Annotated in this window: 24 protein-coding genes; 17 read left to right on the forward strand and 7 right to left on the reverse strand. The window is 51.8% G+C overall.

Annotated features, from left to right (window positions below; genetic code table 11):
- Window positions 1–54: 54 nt before the first annotated feature.
- From IE074_RS04055 to IE074_RS04065, 3 genes are read left to right on the forward strand one after another with little or no spacing between them, the layout of a single operon-like run.
- Window positions 55–687: a tetratricopeptide repeat protein gene (locus IE074_RS04055; protein ID WP_189384168.1), complete on the forward strand. Its 633-nt coding sequence runs from the start codon at window positions 55–57 to the stop codon at window positions 685–687.
- Window positions 688–689: 2 nt separating this feature from the next.
- Window positions 690–1316 (forward strand): peptidylprolyl isomerase, encoded by a 627-nt coding sequence (locus IE074_RS04060; RefSeq protein WP_189384169.1) that lies wholly within the window; start codon window positions 690–692, stop codon window positions 1314–1316.
- Entirely contained in the window at window positions 1309–2106 is a 798-nt protein-coding gene (locus tag IE074_RS04065) for a UDP-2,3-diacylglucosamine diphosphatase (RefSeq protein WP_189384170.1), read from the forward strand. The genes IE074_RS04060 and IE074_RS04065 overlap by 8 nt, the downstream gene beginning before the upstream one ends.
- Window positions 2107–2112: 6 nt before the next feature.
- Here IE074_RS04065 and paaG read toward each other — a convergent pair whose 3' ends face one another.
- The 3 genes from paaG to IE074_RS04080 are packed head-to-tail and all read right to left on the reverse strand — an operon-like array spanning window position 2113 to window position 5261.
- Window positions 2113–2913, reverse strand: a complete 801-nt coding sequence (gene paaG / locus IE074_RS04070) for a 2-(1,2-epoxy-1,2-dihydrophenyl)acetyl-CoA isomerase PaaG (protein ID WP_189384171.1) — start codon at window positions 2911–2913, stop codon at window positions 2113–2115.
- Window positions 2910–4022, reverse strand: coding sequence for an acyl-CoA dehydrogenase family protein (locus IE074_RS04075; RefSeq protein ID WP_189384172.1), 1113 nt, complete (start codon window positions 4020–4022; stop codon window positions 2910–2912). The genes paaG and IE074_RS04075 overlap by 4 nt, the downstream gene beginning before the upstream one ends.
- Before the next feature lie 48 nt (window positions 4023–4070).
- Window positions 4071–5261 carry an acyl-CoA dehydrogenase family protein gene (locus IE074_RS04080; protein WP_189384173.1) on the reverse strand — a complete coding sequence of 397 codons (1191 nt, stop codon included), beginning with the start codon at window positions 5259–5261 and terminating at the stop codon, window positions 4071–4073.
- A gap of 247 nt (window positions 5262–5508) precedes the next feature.
- On the opposite strand from IE074_RS04080, the gene IE074_RS04085 reads away from it, so the two are divergent.
- The 7 genes from IE074_RS04085 to IE074_RS04115 all read left to right on the forward strand — a co-directional run bounded on the left by IE074_RS04085 (window position 5509) and on the right by IE074_RS04115 (window position 11563).
- Entirely contained in the window at window positions 5509–5898 is a 390-nt protein-coding gene (locus tag IE074_RS04085; protein WP_189384174.1) for a Zn-ribbon domain-containing OB-fold protein, read from the forward strand.
- A 2-nt stretch (window positions 5899–5900) separates the two neighbouring features.
- On the forward strand, window positions 5901–7073 hold the full coding sequence (locus tag IE074_RS04090; protein ID WP_189384175.1) for a thiolase family protein: 1173 nt from the start codon (window positions 5901–5903) through the stop codon (window positions 7071–7073).
- 66 nt (window positions 7074–7139) lie between these two features.
- Entirely contained in the window at window positions 7140–8102 is a 963-nt protein-coding gene (locus IE074_RS04095; RefSeq protein ID WP_189384176.1) for a Bug family tripartite tricarboxylate transporter substrate binding protein, read from the forward strand.
- A gap of 8 nt (window positions 8103–8110) precedes the next feature.
- Window positions 8111–8785 (forward strand): 3-oxoacid CoA-transferase subunit A, encoded by a 675-nt coding sequence (locus IE074_RS04100; RefSeq protein ID WP_189384177.1) that lies wholly within the window; start codon window positions 8111–8113, stop codon window positions 8783–8785.
- Window positions 8778–9479 (forward strand): 3-oxoacid CoA-transferase subunit B, encoded by a 702-nt coding sequence (locus tag IE074_RS04105; protein ID WP_189384178.1) that lies wholly within the window; start codon window positions 8778–8780, stop codon window positions 9477–9479. The genes IE074_RS04100 and IE074_RS04105 overlap by 8 nt, the downstream gene beginning before the upstream one ends.
- A gap of 35 nt (window positions 9480–9514) precedes the next feature.
- A complete protein-coding gene (locus IE074_RS04110) occupies window positions 9515–10507 on the forward strand; it encodes a Bug family tripartite tricarboxylate transporter substrate binding protein (protein WP_189384179.1) in 993 nt (330 codons plus the stop codon).
- A gap of 78 nt (window positions 10508–10585) precedes the next feature.
- Entirely contained in the window at window positions 10586–11563 is a 978-nt protein-coding gene (locus IE074_RS04115; protein ID WP_189384180.1) for a Bug family tripartite tricarboxylate transporter substrate binding protein, read from the forward strand.
- A gap of 75 nt (window positions 11564–11638) precedes the next feature.
- Here the strand turns inward: IE074_RS04115 and IE074_RS04120 are convergent, their stop codons facing one another.
- Complete coding sequence (locus IE074_RS04120; RefSeq protein ID WP_189384181.1) at window positions 11639–12637, reverse strand: Bug family tripartite tricarboxylate transporter substrate binding protein; 999 nt, start codon at window positions 12635–12637, stop codon at window positions 11639–11641.
- A 104-nt stretch (window positions 12638–12741) separates the two neighbouring features.
- A complete protein-coding gene (locus tag IE074_RS04125) occupies window positions 12742–13650 on the reverse strand; it encodes a LysR family transcriptional regulator (RefSeq protein ID WP_189384182.1) in 909 nt (302 codons plus the stop codon).
- A gap of 155 nt (window positions 13651–13805) precedes the next feature.
- Between IE074_RS04125 and IE074_RS04130 the strand changes: the two genes are divergently transcribed.
- From IE074_RS04130 to IE074_RS04140, 3 genes are read left to right on the forward strand one after another with little or no spacing between them, the layout of a single operon-like run.
- The gene (locus IE074_RS04130) at window positions 13806–14720 is read left to right on the forward strand and encodes an SDR family NAD(P)-dependent oxidoreductase (RefSeq protein ID WP_189384183.1); all 915 of its coding nucleotides are present in this window, start codon (window positions 13806–13808) and stop codon (window positions 14718–14720) included.
- A gap of 27 nt (window positions 14721–14747) precedes the next feature.
- Window positions 14748–15605 (forward strand): MaoC/PaaZ C-terminal domain-containing protein, encoded by an 858-nt coding sequence (locus IE074_RS04135; protein WP_189384184.1) that lies wholly within the window; start codon window positions 14748–14750, stop codon window positions 15603–15605.
- The gene (locus IE074_RS04140) at window positions 15606–16817 is read left to right on the forward strand and encodes a CaiB/BaiF CoA transferase family protein (protein WP_189384185.1); all 1212 of its coding nucleotides are present in this window, start codon (window positions 15606–15608) and stop codon (window positions 16815–16817) included. It begins immediately after the preceding gene.
- Between the two features lie 101 nt (window positions 16818–16918).
- Here IE074_RS04140 and IE074_RS04145 read toward each other — a convergent pair whose 3' ends face one another.
- Window positions 16919–17773, reverse strand: coding sequence for an undecaprenyl-diphosphate phosphatase (locus IE074_RS04145; RefSeq protein WP_189384186.1), 855 nt, complete (start codon window positions 17771–17773; stop codon window positions 16919–16921).
- 16 nt (window positions 17774–17789) lie between these two features.
- Window positions 17790–18584, reverse strand: a complete 795-nt coding sequence (locus tag IE074_RS04150) for an inositol monophosphatase family protein (RefSeq protein WP_189384187.1) — start codon at window positions 18582–18584, stop codon at window positions 17790–17792.
- A 113-nt stretch (window positions 18585–18697) separates the two neighbouring features.
- On the opposite strand from IE074_RS04150, the gene IE074_RS04155 reads away from it, so the two are divergent.
- From IE074_RS04155 to mutS, 4 genes are all read left to right on the forward strand, one after another.
- A complete protein-coding gene (locus tag IE074_RS04155; RefSeq protein WP_189384188.1) occupies window positions 18698–19462 on the forward strand; it encodes an RNA methyltransferase in 765 nt (254 codons plus the stop codon).
- Between the two features lie 99 nt (window positions 19463–19561).
- Window positions 19562–21058, forward strand: a complete 1497-nt coding sequence (locus tag IE074_RS04160) for an AMP nucleosidase (protein WP_189384189.1) — start codon at window positions 19562–19564, stop codon at window positions 21056–21058.
- A gap of 16 nt (window positions 21059–21074) precedes the next feature.
- The gene (locus IE074_RS04165) at window positions 21075–21998 is read left to right on the forward strand and encodes an AEC family transporter (protein WP_189384190.1); all 924 of its coding nucleotides are present in this window, start codon (window positions 21075–21077) and stop codon (window positions 21996–21998) included.
- An 18-nt stretch (window positions 21999–22016) separates the two neighbouring features.
- Complete coding sequence (gene mutS / locus IE074_RS04170; RefSeq protein WP_189384191.1) at window positions 22017–24671, forward strand: DNA mismatch repair protein MutS; 2655 nt, start codon at window positions 22017–22019, stop codon at window positions 24669–24671.
- Window positions 24672–24815: the final 144 nt, after the last annotated feature.

Consider the following 24815-nt stretch of genomic DNA (forward strand, 5'->3'; position numbering starts at 1 on the left):
TCTGCATATCTGCACCTGGTTTAATTTATGGATCAATTATTTTTTGGATGATCAGTGAGACAACGATTAAATTTTTTCAAATGGGCCGGTATCGCTGCAATTTCACTATTCATGCATGGAGCAAGCGCACAAGAATTATCTGCCAGCAAACCCGACGGTGGCTGGCAGGCGCTGGCGGATGTACTGAAAAAGCTTGAGCCCTCGGTTGACACTTCCATTCCCGAAACGCCGGTACAGGCCAGCATTCGCATCAACCAGCTCATTGCCAGCGGAAAATTCCAGCAGGCCCTGGATGAAATTGAAAAAAAACAGCCAACGGTTTCTTATATGGAACAACCCGGTACCGATGTGCAGCTGCGTTTCTTGCGCGCACGTGCCTTAACCGGACTGGGAAGAACCGCCGAAGCCATTGACGTTTACCAGGACATGACCGGCAAATATCCTGAGCTTGCCGAACCCTGGAACAATATGGCCACCCTGCAACTGAAGGCAGGCTTGCTGGATCAGGCGTATGAATCCCTGAAAATGGCCATTGGCATCAATCCCAAATACGGGATCGCCCATCGCAATCTGGGTCTGGTTCAGCTCATCATGGCCAACCATTCTTTTGACCAGGCCGTACAAAACGGTGTAGCCAGTGCCGCGAAACAGGCTGCGGCAACCAAACAAATCATCAATGGAAACTAAGCATGCATTTATTTTCCGGGGCAAGCCTGCTTGCCCGTTCACTAGTATTGCTAAGTGGGCTGGCCATGGTGCCTGCTTCACTGGCTGCTGAAACCTCACCATCAACAAAGGAATCAACAATGAGCACACTACCCCGTGTCAAACTGGAAACCAATCACGGCGATATCGTTATTGAACTGAATACCGAAAAAGCCCCCGTTACTGCAGAAAACTTTCTGGGCTATGTCAAGGAAGGCTTCTATGACAACGTTATTTTTCACCGCGTCATTAAAAACTTCATGATCCAGGGTGGCGGCATGCAACCGGGCATGAAAGAAAAAAACACCCGTGCACCCATCAACAACGAAGCCAACAACGGCCTGAAAAACGACAAATACACCATTGCCATGGCGCGCACCAACGACCCGCACTCTGCCTCGGCCCAGTTTTTCATTAACTCGAATAACAACGATTTCCTGAACCATACAGCACCTACCGCACAAGGCTGGGGCTATGCCGTTTTCGGTAAAGTAGTGGAAGGTACTGAAGTTGTTGACCAGATTGAAAAAGTAAAAACCGGCAATCGTGGCTTCCACCAGGATGTCCCGGTTGATGACGTGGTTATCCAGAAAGCAAGCATCGTTGAATAAGCTTTCACTTGACGGAACCCTCTGGCTCGCCTCGGATATTCATCTGGGCGAGCATATCCCCAGAACCAGACAGGCTTTTTATGCTTTCCTGGACAGTGCGCGGGCCCATGCCAATGCACTGGTACTGGCCGGGGATATTTTTGATTTCTGGGCCGGTGACGACATTGCCCTGAAATCATCCGAACCCTGGCTGCAAGAAGCACTTGACCAACTCAAAAAAACAGCCACCCACATTCCCTTGTATTTAATGCATGGCAACCGCGATTTTCTTATCCGGCACAAACTGGCCAAACAGATAAACGCTACCCTTCTGGCAGACACGGTTATTATAGAATCGGCAGCCGGCCCCATCCGTCTTAGTCACGGAGATGAATACTGCACCGACGATCCGGCTTACCAGCGTTTCAGAAAAATCGTGCATAACCCCTTGATCCAGGCCACTTTTCTTGCCCTGCCGCGCCGTTTGCGTCACCGTCTTGCCAGCCATATACGCAGCCAAAGCAAAAATTCGCACGCCTTTAAAAACGACACCATGGTCGACGTGTCTTCAAGCGCCATAAAGCAGGCCTTCCTTGAAAACACCCAGGTTCGTACCCTGATCCATGGCCACACCCACATGCCAGGCCATCACACCCTTATGCTTCATGGTGCCCTCTATGAACGCTGGGTCTTGCCCGATTGGGAATATGACCACGAACCGGTTCGCGGTGGCTATATAGAAATAAAAAAAAGCGGTGTCTGTTTACACCGCTTTGACTTGCCTGCCAACGCCCAAAGCGTGGCAAATTAACAAAGACTAGGCACCCTGAAACACAGGAGGCCGTTTTTCGATAAAGGCGACAGAGCCCTCGCGATAATCTTTGGTTGCCCCCATTTCCCGCTGCAATTCGGTTTCCAGGTCAAGCTGCTGCTCCAGTGAGTTTTCACTACTGGCATAAATCGCCTGCTTGGTAGCCGCCAGGGCTTTGGTGGCCCCATTCAACAGGGTTTGATGCATTTGCGCCATTTCTTCCTGCAAAGATGCATCGGGGATGCATTTCCATATCATTCCCCATGCAAGCGCCTGCTGGGCAGAAATAGGCTGAGCCAGCATAGAGGCCGCCATGGCACGCTGTGTTCCAATCAGACGCGGCAAAAAGTGGGTTGACCCGGCATCGGGAATTAAACCGATTTTGGCAAACGCCTGAATGAATTTGGCTGACTCGACGGCATAAATAATGTCACAGGCCAGCACCAGGCTAAACCCGGCACCGGCAGCCACCCCATTAACAAAGCATACGACCGGCACGGGCAAGGCACGCAAGCGCAAAACCAGCGGCTTGTAATTTTTTTCAAGGCTTTCACCCAAATCCCGCACTTCACCCGGTTGCAGGGGTTTACGCTCACTTAAGTCCTGACCGGCACAAAAACCCCGCCCGGCTCCGGTCAAAATGACGCCGCGCAAATCCACCCGGGACTCCAGCAGGGAAAGGACATCCTTAAGCTCATCATGCATTTGTGAAGTGAAGCTGTTTAACCGCTCGGGCCGGTTAAGGGTAATGTAAGCCACGCCTTCGCGATAAGCAAACAGAATGGTTTCATATGACTTGGCAATCATTCCAGTGCCTCCAGCTGTTTCAGGTGATACTTGGTATCGCCCAGTAAATAATCAATAAATATCAGGCGTTTGAAATAATCGCCCACTTCAAGTTCATGGGTCATACCCATGCCACCATGCAGCTGCACGGCACTCTCCCCAATAAAACGGCCCGCCATCGCCACCTTGATCTTGGCCGAAGACAGCATGCGACGCTTTTTATCCTGGTCAGGCTCGCCTGCCCCGGCCGCAGCCACATAAGCCATCGACAAAGCCACTTCTTTCTGGATGTACATATCAGCCAGACGGTGTTGCAGCACCTGGAACTGGGCCAGCGGCTTGCCAAATTGCTGACGGGTTTTAAGATAATCAACCGTGATTTGCAGCAGATAATCCATCGCACCGGCGGCATGGGCACACAAGGCAACAATACCGTCATCCAGCCCCTGGTTGAGCAACTGCAAGGCAGCCTCACCGCTTGCCAGCAAAGCGGTTTCATCAAGCCGCACCCCATCAAAATCCACATTGCCGCAGCGGCTGCCATCCATGGTGGGGTAGTCGTTAATGACAATTCCTTCCACGTCTGCCGGCACCACCAGCAAGACCAGTTCATTATTGAGCAAAGCGCTAACCACAAAGGCATGGGCGGCACCGGCATGCCATACCGCCTGTTTCTGTCCAGACAGCGCCAACTGGCCATCCTGGCTAACCACCTGTGTGCCAATGTTTGCCAGATTGTCGCTACGCTGGCCTTCCTGGTACGCCAGGCTGAAAATGACCTGTCCACTGGCAATTGCACTTAAGTATTGCTGCTTGACCGCTTCGTTGTTGCTGTTGGCCAGAATTCTGGCACAAATAACCGCGCTGGGCACAACCGGCTCTGAAACAAGGCCACGGCCCAGTTCCTGATGAATCGCCAGCAAGGAAGCTGCCGACTCACCAAAACCGTCATACTCGGCCGGCACGCTCAGGCCCAGTACGCCCAATTCAGCCAGGGTGTTCCAGCTATTGCCGTCCAGTTCATTGTTCTGCTGGCGCTGGCGCCGTTTTTCAAAACTCCAGTCTTCTTTGACTACCCTGCCCAGGCTTTCCGCCAGCATTTGCTGCTCTTGACTATATGCAAAATCCATTATTTTCTCCAATATCCCTTAGTTCTTTGTTGTACGTTCCACAAGTGCTCACACATCCAGAATCTGCTTGGCAATAATGGATTTCTGAACTTCTGTGGTGCCACCATAAATGGTGGTTTTGCGCATATCGAAATAGTTGGCCGATGCGGCTGCCGCAAACGGGTGGCCGGGACCAAAAACGTCCTCGCCGGCCTCCAGCCATGATGGACTATAAGGCCAGCTGTTCAGGCCCATTACCTCTAGCTGCAGGCGTGCCAGATCCTGCTGGATTTCCGAACCACGGATTTTCAGGACTGATGCCTGTGGGCCAGGCCCTTGCGTACTGTCTGCCGCCACGCGCAGCAACATCATTTCCAGGGAAAGAATATCCGCCTCGATCAGGGATATCTGGTCTTTCATGCGAACATCCTGGCTGGCCGGCTTGCCATTCCATTGCACCTCGGCCGCCAGGTTTTTAAGGATCTGCAACTCGCGATAACACAGACCGATACCGGCAATACCTGTACGCTCGTGACCCAACAAATACTTGGCATAGGTCCAGCCTTCGTTTTCATTACCCACCAGGTTTTCATAAGGGACTTTGACATCTTCCAGCCAAACCTCATTCACATCATGTCCGCCATCCAGCGTTTTGATGGGGCGCACCGTCACGCCAGGCTGACGCATGTCAATCAACAGCATGGAAATACCACACTGAGGCTTGGCATCAGGGTCTGTGCGAACCAGGCAGAACATCCAATCAGCATACTGACCAAGCGTCGTCCAGGTTTTTTGTCCGTTAACCACATACCCTTCGGGGGTTTTCTCGGCACGGGTTTTCAGTGAGGCCAGGTCTGAACCTGAGCCCGGCTCCGAATACCCCTGGCACCACCAGTCTTCGATTCTTAACATGCGGGGCAAAAAGCGCTGCCGCATTTCAGGACTGGCGTATTTCATTAAGACAGGGCCAATCATGCTTAGGCCAAATGGCAACAAACGGGGAGCGCCCCCCTTAAAGCTTTCAATTTCAAAAATCAGTTTTTGCAATGCGTTCCAGCCGGTACCACCGAACTCAACCGGCCAGCTGGGCGCACCCCAGCCATGATCATCCAGCGCACGATGCCAGCGGATGTAATCATTGTTATCCAGTCTTTGGTGTTTGAACACCTTGTCTTTAATATCCTGGGGCAAGGCGTTTGCCACAAACTGCCTGACCTCTTCCCGAAATGCAATATCTTCCTGCGTTAAATTCAGATCCATGATGTCCTCCGTTTTTTAATTCATGCTATGACACTACAAAAAACAAGGTTTCACAATTTACATTTTTGGAACCCCCCATTCAAGGTAGACTGAACTGCAAAACCAGGCTGAACGCCTCGTATTAGTAGAAACCATCATTAAATCAGCCTTAAGACAGGCTTCATAAAATCAAGATTGTCTTAAATTTCATATGAAGGAATACTGTTACTCACTATGGACACGTTATTATCACTTTACGAGAATTTTCATGACGCAAAATAAAACACTAAGCGTGGGTGCCGAAAAGCATTACCACGATCAACTTGCACAGGGAAACTTCCTGATCCAGCGCTGCAACGACTGCAGCAAAAGCATTTTCTTTCCCCGCATGGTCTGCCCGCACTGCGGTTCGGATGAGCTTGAATGGTACGCCCCTTCAGGCAAGGGAACCGTTTATTCGACCACCGTTGTACGCAGAAAGCCTGAAGCCGGTGGTGACTATAACGTTGCCCTGATCGACCTGGAAGAAGGCCCACGCATGATGGGGCATGTTGAAGGCATAGCGCCAGACGACGTCAAAATTGGACAAAAAGTACAGGCGGGCATTCGCCAGTCCGGTGACCAGAACATCATCATTTTCACACCAGCAGGAGCATAAGAATGATTGACAAAAAACTAAGGGGTGCTGCCGCTGTTGTAGGTGTAGGCCAGGCAGGCCTGGGCATGGCAACCGGTTATACCGAAATGGAAATCCTGATCCAGGCAGCCAAGCGTGCTGTTGATGATGCAGGTTTAACCATGCAGGATATTGATGGTATTGCCACCGCCAGTGTGGCTTCCACCATGTGGGTCATGCCGGTTATCGAACACCTGGGCATTCGTCCCACTTTTATTGACAGCACCATGATTGGTGGTTCCAGTTTTGTTGCACACCTGATGCCCGCCATCCAGGCGCTGGAATCAGGCCAATGCAATGCCGTACTGGTTTGCTATGGCAGCACACAACGCACCTCTACGCTTAGCCGCAGTGCCATTGGCAATATGCGCAAGCAAATGGATCCGCAGCCTTACGAAAATCCGTACAACCCGCTAAGTCCGCTTAGCTCATACGCCCTGGCTGCCGCACGTCACATGCATCAATACGGCACCACCCGTGAAAACCTGGCCGAAGTCGCCGTTGCTGCCCGCAAATGGGCACAACTGAACCCGGAAGCCACTATGCGTGATCCGCTTTCCATTGAAGACGTCCTGTCTTCAAAAATGGTTTCCGACCCCTTGACTGTACGTGACTGTTGCCTGGTTACCGATGGTGCCGGCGCATTTGTGCTGGTGCGTGCCGACCGGGCCAAAAACATGAAGCAAAAACCGGTCTATGTTTTGGGCAACTCTACTGCCTGCTGGAATCGCCAGATTTCCTCCATGCATGATTTGACCGTTACCGCCGCACAACAATCAGGCAAAATCGCCTTTGAAATGGCTCAGGTCAAGCCTTCCGACATTGACGTGGTTGAGGTGTATGACGCCTTCACGATTAATACAATCCTGTTCCTGGAAGACCTTGGTTTCTGTAAAAAAGGTGAAGGTGGTGCATTCGTGAGCAATGGCAATATTGCCCCAGGCGGCATCTTGCCGGTTAACACCAACGGCGGTGGCCTGTCATGCGTTCACCCCGGCATGTACGGCATTTTCATTCTCATCGAGGCAGTGCGTCAATTGCGTGGCAGCTGCGGTGAACGTCAGGTGAACGACGCCAAACTTGCGGTTGTCCATGGGAATGGCGGCACACTGTCAAGCCAGTCTACCGCTATTCTGGGCACGGCCGAAACACTTTAATTTACCCAGCCGGCCCTTTTTAACAATGGGCCGGCTGGCTAATAACACCAAGATTGGAGACACTTCATGAAACGTATTAAATCAGCACTGGCCCTTTCGCTTGGCATTTTGTTCAGCACCTCTGCCATGGCAGAATGGCCAGAGCAAAATATCACTATTATTGTGCCCGCCGCTCCCGGTGGGACCACGGATATTGCCACCCGCATCATCAGTGAAAAAATGGGTAAGGAACTGGGTAAAACCGTTGTGGTTGAAAACAAGGCGGGTGCCGCTGGCATTATCGGTACCCAGGCACTGGTTCGTGCCAAACCCGATGGCTACACCCTGATCATGGGTAACATTGGCCCCAATGCCATTAACTACAGCCTGTACGACTCGCTTCCATACAAAAAAGAAGATTTTGCACCCATCACCCTGGTTATTTCCGTGCCTAATGTTCTGGTTGTAAATGCAGAAACACCGGTCAAGACGGTGGCCGAGCTGATCAAATACGTTTCAGAAAACAAGCAGCATCAAACCTTTGGTTCGTCTGGCAAAGGCCAGTCTCCACACATGTCGGCAGAAATGTTCCTGCAACGGGCCAACCTGAATGCCGAGCATATTCCCTATAAAGGGGCTGGTCCTGCCGTTAGTGCCCTGCTTGGCAATCAATACACCTTCATGATTGACAACCTGCCCAGCTCACTGCCTTCCATCCAGTCTGGCAAATTCAAGGCACTGGCAGTTACCAGCGACACCCGTGTTGCAGAGCTGCCCAACGTGCCCACCATGAAAGAAGCCGGCATTGACAACATGGTTGTGACTGCCTGGTTTGGCCTGCTGGCACCGGCCGGTACACCCGATGAAGTGGTTAACAAACTCCATAAAGCGGCCAAGGCTGCCCTGGAAAGTGAAGACGTCAAAACCCGTTTTGCCGGCATGGGTGGCCAGGCGGGCGGCAACACACCCGCGGAATTCGCCAAATATATTGAAGATCAGCAAGCCTTGTGGGCCGATACCGTCAAAGCTGCCAATCTGAAAATGGATTAACAAGTAGCATGATCAATAAAATCGTTTCATCCCATCTTGAAGCACTGGAACAAATCCCCAACGGTGCATCCGTCATCGTTGGCGGTTTTGGGGATGCCGGCATTCCTTTCGAGCTATTGGAAAGCCTGAGAAAACTGGGCACCAAAGACCTGACCATTATCAGTAACAATGCGGGCACCCGTGAGAACGGCATTGCCGGCCTGATTAAAAACGGTCAGGTTCGAAAAATCATCTGCTCGCACCCACGCCCGCCCTTGTCAGATGTTTTTGCCCAAGCCTACCGTGCCGGCAAAGTTGAACTCGAGTGCATGCCCCAGGGCACGCTGGCCGAGCGCCTGCGTGCGGCCGGTGCCGGCCTGGGACCCTTCTTCACCCCCACCGGCTATGGCACCCGTGTTGCCGAAGGAAAAGAGCAGCGTGTTGTCGATGGTATTGGCTATATTCTTGAACAACCCCTGCACGGTGATTTCGCCCTGATCAAAGCCCATTTGGGGGATCGCTGGGGGAACCTGACCTATCGCTGGGCCGCCCGCAACTTCAACCCGGTTATGAGTACGGCAGCCAAAAACACGATTGCCCAGGTTGACAGGATTGTAGAACTGGGTGAACTGCACCCCGAGCACGTCATGACACCGGGTATTTTTGTCAAATCAATTGTTCTGGCAGGAGCCGGCAATGTCTAGTATTACTTCATTGAACCGGGCCCAGATTGCCAAACTTGTCGCCCAAACCCTGCCCGATGGCGCCTACGTTAATCTGGGTATTGGCATGCCTACCCTGGTTGCCGATTACCTTCCCGAAGACAGGGAAATCATTCTTCACAGCGAGAACGGCATTTTAGGGATGGGTCGCACGGCCATTGATCATGAAATTGATTACGACATTATCAATGCCAGCCGCACGCCCATCACGCTTCTGGACGGTGCTTCCATCACCGAGCACACCAATTCATTTGCCATGATGCGAGGTGGTCACCTGGACTATTCCATTCTGGGCGGTTTTCAGGTGGCGGTTAACGGAGACCTGGCCAACTGGATTACCGATGCACCCGATGCCATCGCAGCCATTGGCGGTGCCATGGACCTGGCGGTTGGCGCAAAAAATGTCATCGTCATGTTAGACCATACCACCCGGGACGGGCAGCCCAAATTGCTGAATGCCTGCACCTATCCGCTTACCGGTATCGGGGTGGTTGATTGGGTCTATACAGACTTGGCCGTCATTGAAGTCAAGAATAATACCTTTCATGTCTATGCCATGATAGACGGTTTAAGCCTTGAGGAGCTGCAGGCAAAAACCGAAGGCAAACTGGTGGCGGAGTCCCCGCCCAAAAAAATCGTCCTGGACGAGAACCAACAGCCTTATTACAAAAACTAAGCGGTTCCAACAAAAACATAGCGAGGAGACATAAAATGAATTCATCAAATAAAATAATGGCAAAACTGCTGGCTGGCATGGGGGCCATGTTGTTATGTGGCGGATTGACGGTTGCCCAAGCACAAACCGACAATTTCCCAAATCAGCCAATCACTTTACTTATTCCTTACCCACCGGGTGGCAGTGCAGACATGCTGGCTCGCCCGGTTGCCGCACAAATGCAAAAAGCATTGGGCCAGCCCATTGTGATCGAGTACAAGCCGGGTGCTGGCGGCAGTATTGCCACTTCCCAATTGGCAAGATCAAAGCCTGATGGTTACACTGTCCTGATGGTATTGGCAGCGCACGCCATTAACCCCAGCATGTATGCCTCATTGCCTTACAACACCGAACAGGACTTTGCACCCGTATCCCTGCTGGCCACCTTGCCCATGCTGGTCACAGCCCCACACAAGACGCCAGCCAACAGCATCAGTGAACTCATCGACTACGCAAAAAAGAATCCGGGAGCCCTTACTTTTGCCTCGGCGGGCAATGGCAATACCAGTCACCTGGCTGCAGAATTGTTCAAGGCAGCCACCAATACCGATATGATTCATATCCCTTACAAGGGCAGCGGCCCGGCTGTCGTTGCTTTATTGGGCGGAGAGGTTTCACTGATGTTTGACAGCATTTCCACTTCCATGCCGCACGTCAAAGGTGGCAAGCTCAAGGGCCTGGCCGTAACCGGAAAGAACCGTTCAAGCGTATTACCCGATGTGCCTACCGTTAGCGAATCGGGCCTTCCTGATTTTACGGTTGACGGCTGGTACGGAATTATTGCCCCAGCCAAAACACCCGATGCCATTGTCCAGAAACTGAATAAGGCATTTGTTGATGCTGCCAATGATCCGGAAATCAAAAAACAGCTTAACAGCTACGGCTACGAAATCGCAGGTTCCACACCAGACGAATTCAAACAACATATCAGCAGCGAAATCCAGAAATGGAAAGTGGCTGTTGAAAAATCAGGCGCCAAAATTCAATAAGAATGATGGCATATTAAAAACTTTAATTCTAAATCATATTAAGGTATTTATTTTAAGATGATATTTATTGGAGACCCAATGTTAGTCAAGAAATTATTAGTGGCAGCAACTGCCCTTACCGCACTGTCAGCCTCTATGTCTGCCGTTGCGGCAGAATGGCCGGAGCGTCCCGTAAAACTGCTGGTTGGCTATGCGGCAGGTGGACCGGTTGATACCGCTGCCCGTTCCTTTGCGAAATTCCTGTCCGACGAACTCAAGCAATCGGTCGTTATTGAAAACAAAACCGGTGCCAGTGGCATGATTGCCGCAGAAAACGTCATTCGTTCCAAACCCGATGGCTATACCCTGTATTTTATTGCCAGCCCAACCCCCACCATCACACCGCATATCCAGAAATCAGCCAACATCAATCTTGATAAAGACTTCACTTATATTGGCAACATTGTTGACTACACCAACGTTCTGGTCGCCAACAAAGACTTGCCTATCAAATCGGTCAAGGAACTGGTTGAATACGCCAAGGCCAACCCCAACGCCATTTCTTTCGGCTCTGCCGGTATTGGTTCTTCCAACCAGCTGTCCGCCGAGTTACTGAAGCAAAAAACCGGCACTGAAATGCTGCACGTCCCTTACCGCGGCAATGCACCCGCCATGGTTGACGTGATGAGTGGCAAAATTTCTTTCATGTTTGACATTAGCGGCACCGCCATTTCTTATATCAACGGCGATAAAGTCCGCCCGCTGGCCGTTACGTCTGCTACCCGTAACAAAGCTTTGCCCGATGTACCCACCATGATTGAAGCAGGCATTGAAGACTATGCCGTGACCGGCTGGTATGCCCTGGTTGGCCCTGCCGGTTTGCCAGACACCATTACCAAACGTCTTGAAGTGGCCTTGCAAAACATTGACAAAAACCCCGAGTTCGACAAACTCATGGAGACCGGTGGCTACACCCGTACGTTCAGCAACGGTACCGACCTGAAAGCCAAGGTTGACCGTGAATACAAGCTTTGGGAAGCGGTGATTGAGAAAGCGGGTATCCAGCCCAATCAATAATCCGGCAAACCTGCTCCTGACAAAAAATCCGGCTATATAGCCGGATTTTTTATGTCAGTTACCAAAACTCAAATTTCAACCCTGAATTTTAATGTTTGCCTTCTGGATCGTATCGCGCCATTTCTTGATTTCCACATCCAGGAACTGACCAAACTCTTCAGGAGTCGTAGGCATAGGCTCAGAACCGGAACCATTCATTTTTTCAATAATTGCAGGCGTATTCAGGCTTTCGTTCAAGTCTGCATTCAGTTTTTCAATGACATCAGCCGGTGTGCCTTTGGGCGCAAACAAGCCACTCCAGGAATAAGCCTCGTAGCCCGGCAAACCGGACTCAGCGATGGTGGGCACATCGGGCGACAAGGCAGAACGTTCTTTATTGCCCACACCCAACGGGATTACCTTACCGGATTTAATAAACGGCAAAGCAGAAGTGGCATCGGCAAACATCAGCTGTACCTGCCCGCCTACCAGATCCTGTACCGCAGGTGCACTGCCTTTGTAAGGAATATGCTGCAACTGTACACCCGCCATACTGGCAAACAGTTCGCCAGCCAGGTGCGTGCCACCCCCCGTGCCCGATGAACTGTAAGAGATGGTATTGGGTTTTTCTTTGGCCAAGTCAATCAGCTCCTGGACTGACTTCACATTAAGCGAAGGATGGGCCACCAGAATTAAAGGAAAACGGGCAACTCCCCCAACAGGTTCAAAATCTTTCTGGGCATCGTAACCCAGATTGTCGTTCATGCTGGGCAAAATCGCATGATGGATGGCGGTAAAAAAATAGTTATAACCATCGGGTTTGGCCTTGGCTGAATATCGGGCACCCACAATACCACCCGCACCGGCCTTGTTATCAATCACAATGGGCTGCTTCCATTTCTCATTTAAAGGCGCAGTCACAATGCGGGCAGCCGTATCAACCGGGCCGCCTGGTGCAAATGGCACCACGAAATTAACCGCCTGCTCTGGCCATTTGCCGGCATCAGCCCAACTGGCACCCAACGGCAAGCCCGACACAAGCACGGCTGCACATGTTTTAATTACTGCCCTGCGATATTTGAATAAAACTGACATCACTAACGTCTCCTTTATATACTTAACTGTTAATTATCCCTTTTATTCATGTTTTTAATAGTTTTCTTTTTGAAAGGCATCCCTCATTAAATTGAAAGCCATGCTTACTGCCGCTTGATGTTACCGGCAATTTTCATCACATGCTCGATGAATTTCTCGGCAAAAGCAGGAATATCCTTGCCACCCGGACGACAGATGAAGCGTTCACGATTGGCCCAATCATTGCTGATGCGCACCATATTCAACCGCTCTGGCTTGCTGTAATTACGGGCACACTCTATGGGTACGATTGCCAGGCCAATCTTGGCGTCAACCATGCGGCAGACCGTTTCAAAACTGCCCACATACACACGCTGGTGAATGCGCTTGCCCAGTTTGTACGCTTTTTCTTCCAGGAATGACTGGATGACACTTTCTGGATGAATCCCGACAAACTGATATTTTTCGATCAAATCCTCAAAGCGGATTTCTTCAACATCCTTTAATTCATGTTCAAGATCGGTAATCACCACCAGTTCGTCTTTAAAAAGGGGAACAATATCCAAACCATCCAGGTTGATGCTGCCAGACGCAATCCCCAAATCGGCAGACCCGGCCCGAATGGCTGAAACAATGTCTTTGGTCAGTTTTTCTTCCAGCTCGATATCCACATCAGGATTCTCAAGCAGGAAAGAAGAAAGGGCTTCAGAAAGAAAAGAATGGGTGGCGGTCATGTTGGCAAGAATTCTAAGCTTGCCTTTGATACCGGTTGAAAAAGGTTGCAAGTCGGAATGCAGACACTCCAACTGCTGAAAAACCCCTTTTGCATATTTAAGCAGGATCTCGCCAGCGGGTGTCATTTTTACCCCGGTAACCTGACGGATCAACAATCGCACCTTCAGTGACTCTTCAAGATTCTTAATTCGAGCACTGGCCGCCGGCAAAGAAAGAAAGGTTTTTTCGGCAGCACGAGTCAGATTCGATGTCTCACCAATATTAATAAATAATTTTAAATCCGTTAAATCGTAGCGCATCTTAAATAAATTGAAAGGGGGTAGTTAAAAAATATGAATAAGTAAAATTCATTTTATGGCCTACTATACTCCAACCATACGTGTAGACCCTGAAAACATCGTGTTTTTATGGTTCAACTCTTATTTATATCCTAAAAAAACCTCGGAGATCAAAAATGAGCGGAATTGCAGAAGGAAAAGTTGTTGTTGTAACCGGTGCAGGTGGCGGTATTGGCCGTGATATTGCCCTGGCTTACGCCAAAGCAGGTGCCAAAGTTGTCGTAAACGACATTGGCGTTTCCCTGACCGGTGAAGGCGGTGGCGACGGCCCGGCCAAAATGGTTGCCGATGAAATCATCAAGGCGGGTGGCCAGGCTGTGCCCAATCTGGATAGCGTTGCCAGCTACGAAGGTGCCAACAATATCATTCAGACCGCGATTGACAGTTTCGGCAAAATTGACATTATTGTTAATAACGCCGGTAACCTGCGTGACCGTCTGTTCCACAAAATGAGCGAAGAAGAATGGCGCCAGGTGATTGATGTTCACCTGCATGGCTCATTCTTTGTCAGCCGCGCCGCTGCGCCTTACTTCCGTGAACAGGAATCCGGTGCTTTCGTGCACATGACCTCTACTTCCGGTCTGATTGGCAACTTTGGCCAGTCCAACTACTCTGCCGCCAAAATGGGAATTGTTGGCCTGTCCAAATCCATTGCCCTTGACATGGCCCGCTACAACGTACGTTCAAACTGTATTGCTCCGTTTGCCTGGAGCCGCATGACCAGCTCCATTCCAGCCGAAACACCCGAAGAAAAAGCACGCGTTGCAAAATTGCAAAAAATGGAAGCCAATAAAATCGCGCCAATGGCCGTTTATCTGGGCAGTGACGCCGCTTCTGAAGTAACCGGCCAGATCTTTGGTGTACGTGCCAACGAAATCATGCTGTTCAGCCAGCCTCGTCCTATCCGTTCAGTTCACATGTCTACCGGCTGGACGCCCGAACTGATTGCCGAAGTGGCCGCACCTGCACTGAAAGGCAGCTTCTTCAAACTTGAGCGCTCTCCCGAAGTCATCAACTGGGATCCTATTTAATTCCTGTTGATCAACAAGGAGACAAGAATGGCTTTAGACTATAACCTTATTAAAAACTGGACGTTCCCCGATGTCGTGCAGGAATATACTGTCAAGGACAGCATCCTGTACGCGCTGGGTATTGGCCTGGGACAAGACCCCCTTGATGAAAACCAGCTGCAATTTGTTTACGAGAAAAACATCAAAGCCTTCCCCACCATGGCGGTTGTTCTGGGTTATCCCGGCTTCTGGATGCAAGATCCGGCCGCCGGCATTACCTGGGTAAAACTGGTTCACGGCGAGCAACGCACCACGATTCATCAACCGCTGCCTGCCAGCGGAAAAATCACCGGTAAAATCAGGGTATCCCACGTAATTGACAAGGGTGCCGACAAAGGCGCCCTGGTGATTACCGAGCGCAAGCTTTACGATGAGGCAGGTACCTTGCTGGCCACCATCGAACAAACCACCTTCTGCCGTGCAGATGGTGGCTTTGGTGTTAGTGATGAACCGCCCCCAGCCCTGCCCAAGGTCCCCGATACGGCACCGGATCAGGTCTGTGAATTACCCATCCTGCCGCAGGCGGCCATTTTGTATCGTCTCAATGCCGACCCGAATCCCCTGCATATCGATCCGGCCGTTGCCAGTGCAGCTGGTTATCCACAACCCATTTTGCACGGCCTGTGCACCTATGGTGTAGCGGCTCATGCTATCATGAAGACCTTCTGCGACTATGATCCTGCGCGTCTGGTTCGTTTTGATACCCGTTTTTCAGCACCTGTTTATCCGGGTGAAACGCTGGTATGTGAAATGTGGAAACGCAATGAGCACGAAATCCAGTTCCAGGCTAAAGTCAAAGAAAGAAATATTATTGTATTAAGCAATGGCTTTGCCGAGATTAAATAAATGACTAAACGTGGATTACCATTAGAAGGCATCAAGGTGCTTGACCTGTCGCGTGTGCTGGCAGGCCCCTGGTGCTCGCAAAACCTGGCCGACCTGGGTGCCGATATCATCAAGGTTGAACGCCCCGAAACGGGCGACGATACCCGTGCCTGGGGGCCTCCATACCTGAAAGATGCGCAAGGCAACGACACCAGTGAAGCGGCCTACTATTTAAGTGCCAACCGCAACAAGCGCTCTATCGCCATAGATATTGCCAGTGAAGAAGGCAGCAATCTGGTTCGTGAACTGGCCAAATCATGCGATATTCTGGTTGAAAACTTCAAGGTCGGTGGCCTGAAAAAATACGGCCTTGATTACGATAGCATCAAGGAAATCAACCCCAGGCTGATTTATTGCTCCATTACCGGCTTTGGCCAGACTGGCCCCATGGCCAAGGAGCCCGGCTATGATTTCATCATCCAGGGAATGGGCGGCCTGATGAGCATTACCGGTGAACGCGACGACTTGCCTGGCGGTGGCCCGCAAAAGGCAGGCGTGGCGGTTACCGATCTCATGACGGGTATGTATGCCACTATTGGTATCCTGGGCGCCTTGCAAGAACGCAACAAAAGCGGGCTTGGCCAGCACATTGATGTTGCCTTGCTGGACTGCCATATTGCCATGCTGGCCAACCAGAACCTGAACTACATGACCTCAGGCGTTGCCCCCAAACGGGCAGGCAATGCTCACCAGAACGTCGTACCCTATCAGGTTTTCGCTTCCAGCGACGGGCATTTGATTGTCGCCGTCGGCAACGACCGTCAATTTGCCGCTTACAGCAAGGCCATTGGCCGCCCCGATCTGGCAGAAAATCCGGATTACACGACCAATAGCAGTCGCCTGCAAAACCGCAAGGAATTGATTGCCATTCTGGAACTCATCATGCGTACCGATACCCGGGACAACTGGCTGGAAAAACTGAAAGCGGCAGGCGTGCCTTGTGGCCCTATCAATACCATTGACCAGGTTTTTGAAATGCCACAAGTCAAGGCAAGAAACATTTGGAAAACGATTGAGCACCCGATTGCCGGTGTTGCGCCCACCACGGCCAACCCCATTAATTACTCGGCAACGCCCATTCAATATCGCATGGCCCCGCCTTTATTGGGTGAGCATACTGAAGAAATCCTGCGTGAATTCAATCTGGATGACCAGTACAAGCTGAACCAATAAGCTCGTTACTCGTTTACTCGTTTACTCGTTCCACGCTACTCGTTCCCACGCTCCCGCGTGGGAACCAGAAATTAACAGAACCCCGGGAGTCGCAGAGAACCTTACGCGGCTGCCGACCACACCCAGAGGCCGACAATCAGGCCCAGCACAATACGATACCAGCCAAACGGCCGATAAGAATAAACGCTAATAAACTTAAGCAAGGCACGAACCAGCAACAGGGCACTGATAAAAGCCGCAATAAAACCAATCACCACGGCCAGCATATTGCTGTCGCTAAGCTCGCCACCATATTTATACATGCTTAAGACCGTAGCCCCCAGCATGGTAGGCATGGCCAGAAAGAAAGAAAACTCGGTGGCGGTTCTGCGGTGTATGCCCGCCATCATGCCGGCAATAATGGTGGCGCCCGAACGGGACGTACCGGGAATCATGGCAAGGCACTGGGCAAAACCCACCACCAACGCCTGTTTCCAGGTAATGTCTTCCAGGCGTTGCACCTTGGCACTTTGGGATTCGGAATTGGCGGGAGCATGCTTGGCCATATCGGGGCGGCGTTCAACCCACAACATCAGGATGCCACCCAGTACCAGGGTAAATGCATAAATAATAAACTTGCCATCAAGCAACTGGGCAATCTGCTTGATCAGAATAAGCCCAATAACGGCGGCGGGCAAAAAAGCAAGAATCAGGTTGCGTGTAAACAGCAACTCGGTGCGATCACCGGTAAAAGTACCCCGTATGACCTGCCACAGACGATACCTGAAAATCCACATAACCGCCAGAATGGAACCCAGCTGAATGACAATCTCATAAACCTTGAAGTCACCCGAATCAAAATTGATCCAGTCGCCAAGAATTAACAAATGCGCCGTACTTGAAATAGGCAAAAACTCGGTCAGACCTTCCACCACCCCGAGGAAGGCCGCCTTCAGTAAATAAATAAACTGTTCCATTCAGGTTTTCTTGGCGTTATTCTTGCAAAGCAGCAATCATTTGAGTAAATACTTTGGGACCACCTGCCAGCAAATTGCCAGTTTTCATCCAGGTTTGCTCTCCTTCAAAGTCACCAATCAGGCCACCGGCCTCCAGAACCAGCAAGCTGCCTGCCGCAATATCCCAGGGTTTCAGGTTGACACCGCAGAAACCGTCAAGACGCCCGCAGGCCACATAGGCCAATTCAAGCACCGTAGCACCCAAACGGCGAAAACCCGAGCTTTCATCAATCAGGGGATAAAAACGCTCGGCTCCTTTGCGATTGGAACTGGTCACGGAAGGGAAGCGGCCAGCCAGCATGGCGTCGGAAAAACGGGCACGGTTGGCAACACGTACACGACGGTCGTTAAGGAAAGCGCCACCACCACGGGTAGAGGTGAACATTTCATTGCGGGCCGGATCATAAATAACGGCCTGTGTAATGACGCCACGATGCGCCAGGGCAATGGAAACCGCATAATTAGGCAAACCGTGAATGAAATTTTTGGTGCCATCAAGCGGATCAATAATCCATTGATATTCGGGAGCGGCACTGGCGTCGCCATCTTGTGCGGATACAAAGCCGGACTCTTCCCCCAGGAAGGCGTGATCAGGGTAAGCATCGCGCAACACATCAATAATCGCCTCTTCTGCAGCGTGATCAATGTCAGTCACATAATCATTATGGCCTTTACGGGCGATTTGAATTTTATCAATATCAAGACTGCCGCGATTGATGATTGCGCCGGCACGTCTTGCTGCCTTGATGGCAATGGTGAGCATTGGATGCATATTTGTTCTGTTTTAATCGAGTTGGGTAAAATAGGCATTTTAAATGACAACCGCCTCAAGTTCTAGCCAAACACCTGTTTTTCACTAGAATATATGGTTTTTGAAGGAATATCATGCTTCCCAGCTTTGCCCATACCCGTTTTATCATGGTGGCACCCAGTCATCCCGGCAATGTCGGTGCCGCCGCCAGGGCCATCAAAACCATGGGCTTTAACGAGCTGGTACTGGTGTCTCCCAAAGACCCGGACATCAAAAACAACCCCGAAGCCATTGCCCTGTCCAGTGGCGCAACCGATGTCCTGCACAATGCCCACCTTGTTTCAACCCTGGATGAAGCCCTGGCCCCGGTCACGCTGTCATTCGCGCTGACCGCACGTAGCCGGGACATGGGCCCGCCAGCCCTGGACATCCGCCAAAGCGCCCAATTAAGCGCCCGTCATTTGGCCAGCGCCCCCGAAAACCGAGTGGCGGTGGTACTGGGTACGGAAAGAACCGGCCTTGAGAATGATGAAATCAGCCGTTGCCACCGAATCTGTCACATTCCGGCCAACCCGGCCTACAGCTCCCTGAATGTATCCCAAGCCTTGCAGCTGGCCGCCTGGGAATTGCGTTACGCCCTGATGGAAAGCAATTCCACTGCCACACCGGCCAGCGACATACCGCCTGAAGCAGCGTATGCCCCCAGTGAAAAAGTGGAAGCCCTGGTTAAACACTGGGAACAGGCCCTGGTCGCCATTGATTTCCTGAACCCCGCACACCCGAAAAAACTCATGCCCCGCATGCGCTACCTGTTCACCCGCATTCACATGAGCCAGGAAGAAGTGGACATGATGCGCGGTGTTTGCACCAATATCATCAAACATGCCAGCAAAAAATAATGAGCGTGCTGTCATTGTCATAATATGACGCTATACTGTCCGGAAAGAAAAATCACTTGATTCCTTGAATTCCAATAACAAAATAGAACCGTTACTGCAATGACACATACTCATCTTTCTCCCAAGGCAATCTCTACCCCGGAGCATATTGCTTTTACCGCCTTCGACAATGCTGAAAAGGCTTATGAGCAGCTGGTATTTATTTATCAACGTAACACCCGGTTTATTCGCACGGCATTTACGCATTTCATCAATAACGAAATCCCGCCCGAATATAGCGTCCGGGCATTTTACCCGGCCATTCGGCTACGCGTTACCGATCACAAGGAAGTTGACTCCCGTCTTTCTTACGGCTACGCCACCGAGCCAGGCATTTACTCCACCACCATTACCCAACCCGAACTGTATAAATCGTATTTGCTGGAACAAATCAGCCTGCTGATTAAAAACCACGGGCTCGCGGTTGAAATTGGCGAATCCAAGACGCCTATTCCACTGCACTTTGCATTTACTGGCAGCCAGTATGTGGAAGGGGTATATGGCAATACCAACACCCTGACCCTGCGCAACTATTTTGATGTACCTGACCTGGCGGTCATGGATGATGCCATTGTCAATGGCACCCTGAAAACCGAAGCCAATACGCCGGCGCCACTTGCTCCCTTTACCGCTCCGCGCATTGATTACTCCCTGCACCGCCTGCAACACTATACGGCAACGGCCCCTGAACACTTCCAGGGTTTTGTGCTGTTTACCAACTACCAGTTTTATGTGGATGCCTTTTGCAACAAAGCCCGCGAACTGGTCCGTGACCCCAGCAGTGGCTACAGCGAACTGGTTGAGCCAGGCAACCTGGTCACCACCGCCACACATAGCCCCAAAGCAGGCAGTCAACCGGTGCGCCTGCCACAAATGCCGGCCTATCACCTTAAACGCCCTGATGGCAACGGCATCACCTTGGTCAACATGGGTGTAGGCCCCTCTAATGCCAAAACCATTACCGATCACATTGCCGTACTGCGCCCCTCTGCCTGGATCATGCTGGGCCACTGCGCAGGCCTGCGCAACACCCAAAGACTGGGTGACTACGTACTGGCACACGGTTATGTGCGCGATGATCACGTACTGGACGCCGACCTGCCTTTATGGGTACCCATTCCACCCCTAGCTGAGGTCCAGGTTGCCCTTGAAGAAGCCGTCGCCCAGGTATCCGGTCTGGATGGCTGGGAACTCAAACGCATTATGCGCACCGGCACCGTAGCCAGCATTGACAACCGCAACTGGGAATTGCGTGATCACGATGAGCCGGTCCAACGGCTGTCGCAATCGCGCGCCATTGGGCTGGATATGGAATCGGCAACCATTGCCGCCAACGGTTTCCGGTTCAGGGTTCCGTATGGCACTTTGCTGTGCGTGTCAGACAAACCCCTGCATGGCGAACTGAAACTGCCCGGCATGGCCACCGATTTTTACCGTACACAGGTTAACCAGCATTTATATATTGGCATGCGAGCCCTGGAAATTTTGCGTGAAATGCCACGCGAACGCCTGCAATCGCGTAAACTACGCAGCTTTATAGAAACCGCTTTCAAATAACAAAGGAATTTTCAGCTTGACGGCTGTATTAAATGCGGTAATACCGATTTTTTCCCTGATCCTGATCGGTTATCTGGCTGCGAAAAAGAAAATACTCAGTCATGAGGCCACCCACCACCTGAATCTTTACGTGGTGTGGCTGGCCCTGCCTGCGCTGCTGTTTCAGGCCATGGCCACCACGCCCTGGCAAGAACTGTACCAGCCGGGCTTCATTAGTGCCTCCATGGGCTCCATGCTGATTGTCTTTCTTGTGTTTTTGGTCTGGCAGAAAAAAACAGCACCACTAGCCGACCGGAGCATTAACAGCCTAAGCGCCGCCTACAGCAATACCGGTTATATGGGTCTTCCCTTATGCGCGCTTGTATTTGGGCCGGAAGGACTGATACCGGCTATCATTTCCATGCTATTAACCGCCTGCGTGCTGTTTGCGATGGCCATTATTTTCATTGAGTTTGGCATTCAGTCTTCACCCAAACTCAGTGAAACCCTGCGCAAAACCGCGCTTTCCCTGGCTAAAAATCCGCTTATTGCCGCACCGGTTCTGGGTGGTGTGGTGGCGGCAAGCCCTGTAAGCATTCCGGCCCCACTGCTGGAATTTACCCGTTTGCTGGGCGCTTCGGCAAGCCCCTGTGCCCTGGTAACCATTGGCCTTTTTCTGGCACAAACCCCCAATAAGGGTTTGCAAACCGGCACGGTGACCGTACTTACCCTGAAACTGTTGCTATTGCCCGCCTTTACGGCACTTCTGGTGTTTTACGTTTTTGATATGCCGCTGGTTTACCAGCAAGCCGCCATCCTGCTGGCCGCACTGCCAACCGGCACGGGCCCTTTCATGCTGGCCACCCTGTACAAGCGCAATTCACAGCTGGTTTCCCAAAGCATTTTCCTGTCTACGGTCATCTCGGTCCTGACCATTTCATTGCTTATTTCCTGGTTTTAACCGCTACAATACCCCTCTATGAGCACAAAGTCCCTTTCTTCCAAAGCCGAAGCGGTCCCTAACCGTTTTGCCGGCCACACGCCCATGATGCAGCAATACCTTGCCCTTAAAGAAGAAGCAGGCTCAATATTGCTGTTCTATCGCATGGGCGATTTTTATGAAATGTTTTATGACGATGCCATTAAAACGGCACGCCTGCTGAATCTGACCCTCACCAAGCGCGGCACCTCCAATGGCGAGCCGATTCCCATGGCTGGTGTACCCATGCATGCCATGGAACAATATCTGGCACGCCTGGTGGCCATGGGTGAATCGGTGGCCATTTGTGAACAGATTGGTGACCCGGCTGCCAGCAAAGGCCCGGTTGAGCGCAAGATTGTACGTATTGTCACCCCCGGCACCCTGACCGATGAAACCCTGTTGCCGTCCAAATCCGACCGTCCTTTAATGGCCATTTACCTGCCCCATAAAGGCCGCCAGCCCAAGTATGGTCTGGCCTGGCTGAATCTGGCCAGTGGCGAATTCCGTCTTACCGAATGCGATGTGGCTTCGCTGGATTCTGAAATCCACCGTATTGCCCCGGCCGAAATCGTGCATGCAGACTCTTTTCAACCGGAAACCAGCTGGCAAGGCACTTTAAGCACAACCGCAGACTGGCACTTTGACCAAAACGAAGCCAACACTCTGCTATGCCAGCATTTTGGTATTGATTCCCTGGCCAGTTTCGGTATTCACGACATGCCTTCGGCAGTCACCGCTGCCGGTGCCCTGCTGCGTTACACCGAAAGAACGCAAACCCAGTCGCTGTCCCATGTGCAGGGCATTAGCGTTGACCAAGCCAGCGATTACCTGGTCCTGGACCCGGTAACCCGCAAAAACCTGGAAATTACCGAAACCATTAGCGGCGAAGAAAGCCCAACCCTGTTCTCTTTGCTGGACGCCTGCGAAACCCCCATGGGCAGTCGTCTGCTGCGCCGCTGGCTGCACCACCCGCTACGTGCCAATGAACCGGTAGTGGCCAGACAGGCCTGCGTTCAGGCTTTCCTGATGGGCAAATCAGACAGTCCCATGCACCCGGCCATCGTGCTGGAAAAAATCAACCAGTTATTAAAATCATTCCCCGACCTGGAACGCATTGCCACCCGTATTGCGCTGCAATCAGTTCGCCCCCGCGAGCTGGCCAGCCTGCGCGATGCGCTGGCCCGCCTGCCCGATTTGCACCAATTGCTCAATGAGCACATTGCCTCTACCCCGCGCATGGAGACACTGTTTTCAGCTCTGGCCATAGACCCGGCCCTGCAACAGCGCCTGCACCAGGCCATTGATACAGAACCCGCTGCGCTAATCCGTGAAGGTGGCGTGATTGCCGCGGGCTTTGATGCCGAACTGGATGAACTGCGTTCCCTGGCCAGCGACAATGGCACCTACTTACTGGAGCTGGAAGCCCGGGAACGCAGCCGCACCGGCATTGCCAACCTGCGGGTTGAATACAACCGGGTCCATGGTTTCTTTATTGAAGTGTCCAAAGGTCAGATTGACAAAGTCCCCGATGATTACCGCCGTCGCCAGACCCTTAAAAATGTTGAACGCTACATTACACCCGAACTGAAAGCCTGGGAAGACAAGATCCTGTCGGCAAAGGACCGTTCATTAAGCCGGGAAAAATGGCTTTACGAACAGTTGGTGGAAGAACTGGCCCAGGCCGTACCGGCGCTGCAGCAATGCGCCCAGGCCGTTTCTGAAATTGACGTGTATTTATCACTGGCGCAACATGCCCGCAACAATGACTGGGTGGCCCCTGAATTGTGCGAGGCCCCCATTATTGAGATTGAGGCGGGCCGCCATCCGGTGGTTGAACGCAGCATAGAACGCTTCACCCCCAACAGCTGCCAAATGAACCCCAACCGGCGCATGTTGCTGATTACCGGCCCCAATATGGGGGGTAAATCCACGTACATGCGGCAAATTGCCCTGATTGTTTTGCTGGCTCGCATGGGCAGTTTCGTACCGGCCCAGTCTGCCCGCATTGGCATGATAGACCGTATTTTCACCCGCATTGGCGCTGCCGATGACCTGGCCGGCGGCCGCTCCACCTTCATGATGGAAATGACCGAAGCCGCTGCGATCCTGGCCGCCAGCACGCCACACAGTCTGGTACTGATGGATGAAATCGGGCGCGGCACCTCGACCTATGATGGCCTGTCTTTAGCCTGGTCAATTGCCTGCCGCCTGTTAACCCACAACCAGGCGCTTACCCTGTTTGCCACCCATTACTTTGAAATTACGCGCCTGCCCGAACAAAACGAGGCCGCCGTCAACGTTCATCTGGCCGCCGCCGAATCACCCGGTGGCATTGTTTTTTTGCATGAAGTCCAGGAAGGCCCAGCCAGCCGAAGCTATGGGATCCAGGTTGCCCAGCGGGCCGGCATTCCCGCTGCGGTTATCCGCCAGGCCAAGCGTGAACTGGAACGCCTTGAAAACCAGGCCAGCAACACGGCACAACTGGATTTATTTGCCGAAACCGCCCCGGCCAATGACCAGGCCAGCGATGACCAGCTTGAACTGCAGGCCCTGCGGGAAGCCATTAACGATCTTGACCCTGACAGCATGAGCCCACGGGAGGCTTTGGATGCCCTGTATAAACTGCGTAATCTTTTTGGGCAGAAGGAGTAGGCATTCCCACGCAGGAGTGAACTGACCCCAAAAAGTTGGACACCCATTCAACTTTTAGGGGTCTTTTCAATGACAAAATATGATTTGCCGTTCAAAATCAAATTAGTCCAAGAGTATCTGTCCGGCCAGAGTGGCTATCGCCTC

The sequence above is a fragment of the Advenella faeciporci genome (assembly GCF_014652395.1).
GTDB classification, from domain to species: domain Bacteria; phylum Pseudomonadota; class Gammaproteobacteria; order Burkholderiales; family Burkholderiaceae_B; genus Advenella; species Advenella faeciporci.